Source organism: Pseudomonas sp. GD03903, from assembly GCF_029840045.1.
GTDB classification, from domain to species: Bacteria; Pseudomonadota; Gammaproteobacteria; order Pseudomonadales; family Pseudomonadaceae; genus Pseudomonas; species Pseudomonas pseudonitroreducens.
In genome coordinates this window covers 434,328-440,408 of the sequence record NZ_JAOCBT010000003.1, presented here as the reverse complement: position 1 = coordinate 440,408, position 6,081 = coordinate 434,328, and the positions used below count along the sequence as shown (strand labels likewise).

Here is a 6,081-nt window from a genome sequence, read left to right as displayed (position 1 = left end):
CGCCTAAGCGAAAAACCGGATGTCCGGGGCAAGACTTTTTGGTTCCTTTTGTGGCGTTTGACAAAAGGGACTCGCCCGAGGGGGCGAAACACAGAGTCCGCGCGTACGCCAAAGCGATGCTGAACCACCCCAACCAGAAGCATCGCAATCAAAGCTCAAAATCAGTCCCAGGGCTTGCCCTTGGTCCCCCGCTGCACCGGCACGCGCTGCTGCATCGCCGCCTTGGCCAGCAGGTGCGCGCTCACCGGTGCGGTGATGAAGAGGAACACCGTGATCAGCACTTCGTGCAGGCTCACGCCCTCGCCGCGCGTGCTGAAGTACAGCAGCGAGGCCAGCACCACGCCGCCCACGCCCAGGGTCGAGGCCTTGGTCGGTGCGTGCAGGCGCGTGTAGAAGTCCGGCAGCCGGTACAGGCCGATGGCGCCGAGCAGGGCGAACAGGCTGCCGGCCAGCAGCAGGAAGCAGACCAGCGCTTCAATGAGCATGTTCATTCGATGATGTCTCCGCGCAGGAGGAACTTGCACAGCGCCACGGTGCTGACGAAGCCCATCACCGCGATCAGCAGCGCCGCCTCGAAGTACAGGCCGCTGCCCTTCCAGATGCCGAACAGCACGATCAGCGCGATGGCTTCCACCGACAGGGTATCCAGCGCCAGGATGCGGTCCGCCACCGACGGCCCGCGAACCAGCCGCGCCACGGTGAGCAGCACGGCGATCCCCAGCAGCACCAGGCAGATCGGGATCACGATGCCGAGCATGCGAATACCTCCTTCAGCGGCGCCTCGTAACGCGCCTTGATATCCGCGACCAGCGCCTGCGGATCGGGCACATCGATGCCATGGACCAGCAGCCTGCGGCGGTCGGTGGACAAGTCGGCCGAACAGGTACCCGGGGTCAGGGTGATGACGCTGGCGAGGATGCTGATGGCCAGGTCATCGGTCAGCTCCAGCGGGATTTCCACGAAGCCGGGCCGCAGGTTGGCCTTCGGCCCCAGCACCAGTTTCGCCACCTGCAGGTTGGCCACCACGATGTCGTAGAGCACCAGGCCGATGAAGCGCAGCAGCAGCCCAGGTCGCTGGATGCGTGGCGCCGCCAGCAGCAGATTGCGGCACAACAGCGGGATCGCCAGGCCGAGGAAGGCGCCGAGCAGCCAATGGCCCAGAGAGAAATCGTTGACCAGCAGCAACCAGGTCAGTAGCAGTACGCCGCTGAGCAGCGGGTGTGGCAGCAGACGACGAATCATGCGCCACCTCCCAGCAGGATTGCGTGGCGATACAGCCCGGCATCCAGCAATTGCAGGGCGGCGGCCTGGGTGTAGTCGATCAGCGGCCGCGCGGCAACCACCATCAGCGGTGCGCTGGCCAGCAGGCCGAAGGCCGCCAGCAGCTTCACCGGTTCACGTTCGGCGCTGCCCAGCACGGTGTGCCCGGTGCGCCAGAACAGCGTGCTACCGGCGCGGCTCAAGGCAACGATGGTTACCAGCCCGCTCACCAGCACCACGCTCCACAGCGCGATAGCCTCGCTGCCGCCGCTTACCGAGCGCAGCAGCATCAGCTTGCCGAGGAAGCCCGACAGTGGCGGCAACCCGGCAACCGCGATGGCGCCGAAGAAGAACGCAGCACCCAGCAGATGCGGCTGCAGCAACGCCGGGCCTTGCACCAGCCGGCCAGCCTTGTCACCACGCTGGCGGGCGATCAGGTCGGCCAGCAGGAACAGGCCGCCGGCCACCCAGATGCTGTGCAGCAGGTAATAAAGCGCGGCGGACAACGCTTCCGGCGTGCCCAGGGCGATGGCCGCCAGCAGCGTACCGGCCGATACCACGACCAGATACGACAACAGGCCCTGCAGCGTGGTCGCCGCCAGGGTACCCAGCGCACCGGCCACGATACCGGCCAGCGCCAGTGGCCACAGCCAGGCCTGCGCGAGGTTCGCCAACTCGCCGGCCTGCTCGCCGAAGATCAGCGTATACACGCGCAGGATCGAGTAGATGCCCACCTTGGTCATGATCGAGAACAGCGCCGCCACCGGCGCGCTGGCTTCGGCGTAGGCCCTGGGCAGCCAGAAGTAAAGCGGCAGCAACGCCGCTTTGAGGCCGAACACCACCAGCAGCAACAGCGCCGCCGCACGTACCAGCGGCGCCTGCTCGGCGCTCAACTGCGCCACGCGCTCGGCCATGTGCGCCATGTTCAGGGTGCCGGTGATGCCATAGAGGGTGCCCACGGCGATGAGGAAGAACGCCGAGCCAACCAGGTTGAGCACCACATAGTGCACACCCGCGCGCACCCGCCCTGCCCCGCCGCCATGCAGCAACAGCGCATAGGACGCGATCAGCAGGATCTCGAAGAACACGAAGAGGTTGAACAGGTCGCCGGTGAGGAAAGCACCGTTGAGCCCGAGCAACTGGAACTGGAACAACGGATGGAAGCGCTTGCCGCGCTTGTCGTCCCCGCGCACTGCGTAGATCAGCGACAGGCTGGCGAGCAGCGCAGTAGCGGCAATCATCAGCGCACTGAGGCGGTCCAGCACCAGGATGATGCCGAACGGCGGCTGCCAGTTGCCCAGCGCGTAGAACTGCACCACGCCACTGTCGGCCTGTTGCAAAAGCACGGCGGAAAGCGGCAACAAGGCCAAGGTGGCGAGCAACGACAGGGCTCGTTGCAGGCGTTCGCCAACCAGCAGCAGCGCACAGCCGGCGAACAGCGGCAGCAGGACGGGCAGGATCAGCCAGTGGTTCATCGGCCTTCCTCCCCATTACCGCCATCGACATGATCGCCGCCAGTCTCCGCCAGCCCACGCAGAGCCAGGACGATAACGAAGGCGGTCATGGCGAAGCCGATGACGATGGCAGTCAGCACCAGCGCCTGGGGGATCGGATCGCCGGCATTGGCAACCTTGCCGACCACCGCCGGGTCACCGGCCAGGCGGCCCATGGCGAAGAGAAACAGGTTCACTGCGTAGGACAGCAAGGTCAGCCCCAGCACGACGGGGAAAGTGCGTGCGCGCAGCAGCAGGTAGACGCCGCTGGCGGTCAGCAGGCCGAGAGCGATGGCGAACAGCGCTTCCATCAGTGCGCCTCCTTGGTCAGAGGCTCCGGCGGCGCGGTGACCGAACCCAGCCCGGAAAGAATCAGCAGCGTCGCGCCGACCACGGTGAAGTACACGCCCAGGTCGAAGAGCATGGCGGTAGCCAGCTCGATCTCGCCCACCAGCGGAATGTGGAAGTGGCCGAACGCCGAGGTGAGAAACGGGAAACCGAAGAACCAGGCGCCCAGGCCGGTCAGCCCGGCGATCAGCACACCGAGGCCGGCCAGGCGGCTGTAGTCCAGCGGCAGGCGCGTGTTCACCCAACGGCTGCCACAGGCGATGTACTGGAGGATCAGCGCCACCGAGGTGATCAACCCCGCAATGAAGCCGCCACCCGGCAGGTTGTGCCCGCGCAGGAAGATGAACACCGAAACCAGCAGCGCCAGCGGCAGCAGCAGGCGCGACAGCGCGGCGAGGATGGGCGGGAAGCGATCCTTCGCCCAGGCGCGGCCTTCGTCGTCCTGCTCGCGGCGCAGCAGGCGCAGGCCGTCGAGCAGCGCGAAGATACCGACGGCGGCGATGGCCAGCACGGTGATCTCGCCGAGGGTATCGAAGCCACGGAAGTCCACCAGGATCACGTTCACCACATTGTGACCGCCGCCACCGGTGACGCTGTTCTCCAGGTAGTAACCGGCGATGCTGTCGTACGGCCGGGTGAGCACGGCATAGGTCAGCAGCGTGACCATTACCCCGGCACCCACGGCGATCACGAAATCACGCAAGCGGCGCAGGCTGCTGGAAGTCTTCGGCGTGCGCGCTGGCAGGTAGTACAGCGCGAGCATCAGCAGGACCATGGTCACCACCTCCACCGACAGCTGGGTCAGCGCCAGGTCCGGCGCAGCGAAGCGGGCGAAGGCCAGCGCCACCAGCAACCCGGCGATGCTGAGGATGACCAGTGCGGTCAGGCGCTGGCGGTGGAACCATACGGTGAGCGGGCCGGCGACGGCCAGCAGTGCCAGCCCCAGGGCGGTGATGCCATCCAGAGGCGTCTGCGCACGCGCGCCCTCGATACCCGGCAGCGGTGCAAGACCGGCGAACACCACGACCACGGCAGCCAGCACCAGCAGCATGGAATAGCGCTGCAGCGAGCCGTTCTCCAGCAAGTCGGTGGCGCGCGCGGCAAAGCGCGCCACGCGCTGCACCTGCTGCTCGAACACCAGCTTGGCATCCATCGCCGGCAACCCGGCGTACCAGTCGAACAGTGGCTTGCGCAGCACGTAGAGCAGCACGCCACCGGCGCTCGCCACGAAACTCATGGCCAGCGGCGCGTTGAAGCCGTGCCAGATCGCCAGGCTGTACTCGGGCAGCGCACCGTTCAGGCTCGACGCCGCGGCGCCGGCCAGCAGCGGCCCGACGATGACTCCCGGCATGACGCCGACCAGCAGGCAGATCAGCACCAGGATTTCCACCGGCACCTTCATGTAGCGCGGCGGCTCGTGGGGGTGCGGATTGGGCAGGTTGATCGGCTCGCCATTGAAGAACACATCGTGGATGAAGCGCACCGAGTAGCTCACCGAGAACAGCGCGCCCAGGGTGGCCAGCGCCGGAATCAGCCAGTTGAAGCTGCCCATCATGTTCTGCGCCAGAGTCTCGCCGAAGAACATCTCCTTGCTGAGGAAGCCGTTGAGCAGCGGCACCCCGGCCATGGACGCCGACGCCACCATCGCCAGCACGGCGGTGTGCGGCATGTACTTCCACATGCCGTTGATGCGGCGCATGTCGCGGCTGCCAGTCTCGTGGTCGATGATCCCGGCGGCCATGAACAGCGAGGCCTTGAAGGTCGCGTGGTTGATGATGTGGAAGATCGCCGCGACGTTGGCCATGGGCGAATCCAGGCCGAACAGCAGGGTGATCAGGCCCAGGTGGCTGATGGTGGAATACGCCAGCAGGCCCTTGAGGTCGTTCTGGAACAGCGCCATGAAGGCGCCCATCAGCAGGGTCGCCAGGCCGGTCAGACTGACCAGGTAGAACCACAGGTCATTGCCCGACAGCAGCGGATACAGGCGCGCCAGCAGGAACACGCCGGCCTTCACCATGGTCGCCGAGTGCAGGTAGGCCGACACCGGCGTCGGCGCCGCCATGGCGTGGGGCAACCAGAAGTGGAACGGGAACTGCGCCGACTTGGTGAACACGCCCAGCAGCACCAGACACAGCGCCAGCGGGAACAGCGGGCTGGCCTGCAGCACCTCGCGCGCGCCGAGCACAGTGCTCAGCTCGAAGCTGCCGACCACGTGGCCGATCAACAGGATGCCGGCGAGCAGCGCCAGGCCGCCGCCACCGGTGACCGCCAGGGACATCCGCGCGCCCTTGCGCGCATCCGAGCGATGCCCCCAGAAGCCGATCAGCAGGAACGACGACAGGCTGGTCAGTTCCCAGAACACCAGCATCAGCAGCAGGTTTTCGCTAAGCACTACGCCGAGCATGGCGCCCATGAACAGCAGCAGGAAGGCAAAGAAGCGCCCTGCGGGCTCCTTCTCGGACAGGTAATAGCGGGCGTAGAGGATCACCAGCAGGCCAATGCCGAGGATCAGCAGGGCGAACAGGAAGCCCAGGCCATCCAGGCGCAGGCTGAGGTTCAGGCCCAGCTCCGGCAGCCACTGCTGGCGATACACCTGCGCATCGGAACCCAGCACCGAGCCCTGCCCCAGCAGCAGGATCAAGCCCAGCAACGGCACCAGGCCGGTGGCGGCAGCGCAGGCGGTACGGCCGAAACGCTCGGTCAGCAGCGGCAGCAAAACCCCGAAGAAAGGCAGCGCGATAATCAGCGCCAACGTCATGACCTACTCCTTTTCACCGCAGGACGGCGTTCTGGCAGACAACACCGCGCACAGGCGGCCGGCTTGCAAAGGCGACGATTATCCATATCTATCGATTACGCGTCATGGATTGAATTATTACGAAAATACAGCCATGAGCCGCAGCTGCATTGAGCTGCGACGGATTTTCCGATCCCCCAAACGATAGCGCGCGACAGTCGGGTCGACTGTCGCGCGCTGTTT

Annotated in this window: 6 protein-coding genes; all 6 read right to left on the bottom strand. The window is 66.0% G+C overall.

Features of this window, described 5'->3' with window-relative positions:
* Window positions 1–161: 161 nt before the first annotated feature.
* Genes N5C91_RS06965 through N5C91_RS06940 form a run of 6 tightly spaced genes read right to left on the bottom strand, consistent with a single transcriptional unit; the run spans window position 162 to window position 5,859 of the window.
* Window positions 162–491 carry a Na+/H+ antiporter subunit G gene (locus N5C91_RS06965; protein WP_236199619.1) on the bottom strand — a complete coding sequence of 110 codons (330 nt, stop codon included), beginning with the start codon at window positions 489–491 and terminating at the stop codon, window positions 162–164.
* Window positions 488–757, bottom strand: a complete 270-nt coding sequence (locus N5C91_RS06960; protein WP_236174720.1) for a K+/H+ antiporter subunit F — start codon at window positions 755–757, stop codon at window positions 488–490. Before N5C91_RS06960 ends, N5C91_RS06965 begins: the two co-directional genes overlap by 4 nt.
* Window positions 742–1,242: a Na+/H+ antiporter subunit E gene (locus N5C91_RS06955; protein ID WP_279828672.1), complete on the bottom strand. Its 501-nt coding sequence runs from the start codon at window positions 1,240–1,242 to the stop codon at window positions 742–744. The genes N5C91_RS06960 and N5C91_RS06955 overlap by 16 nt, the downstream gene beginning before the upstream one ends.
* Window positions 1,239–2,735, bottom strand: coding sequence for a monovalent cation/H+ antiporter subunit D (locus N5C91_RS06950; RefSeq protein ID WP_279828671.1), 1,497 nt, complete (start codon window positions 2,733–2,735; stop codon window positions 1,239–1,241). Before N5C91_RS06950 ends, N5C91_RS06955 begins: the two co-directional genes overlap by 4 nt.
* A complete protein-coding gene (locus tag N5C91_RS06945) occupies window positions 2,732–3,064 on the bottom strand; it encodes a Na+/H+ antiporter subunit C (protein ID WP_236174723.1) in 333 nt (110 codons plus the stop codon). Before N5C91_RS06945 ends, N5C91_RS06950 begins: the two co-directional genes overlap by 4 nt.
* Entirely contained in the window at window positions 3,064–5,859 is a 2,796-nt protein-coding gene (locus tag N5C91_RS06940; RefSeq protein ID WP_279828669.1) for a monovalent cation/H+ antiporter subunit A, read from the bottom strand. Before N5C91_RS06940 ends, N5C91_RS06945 begins: the two co-directional genes overlap by 1 nt.
* Window positions 5,860–6,081 lie beyond the last annotated feature (222 nt).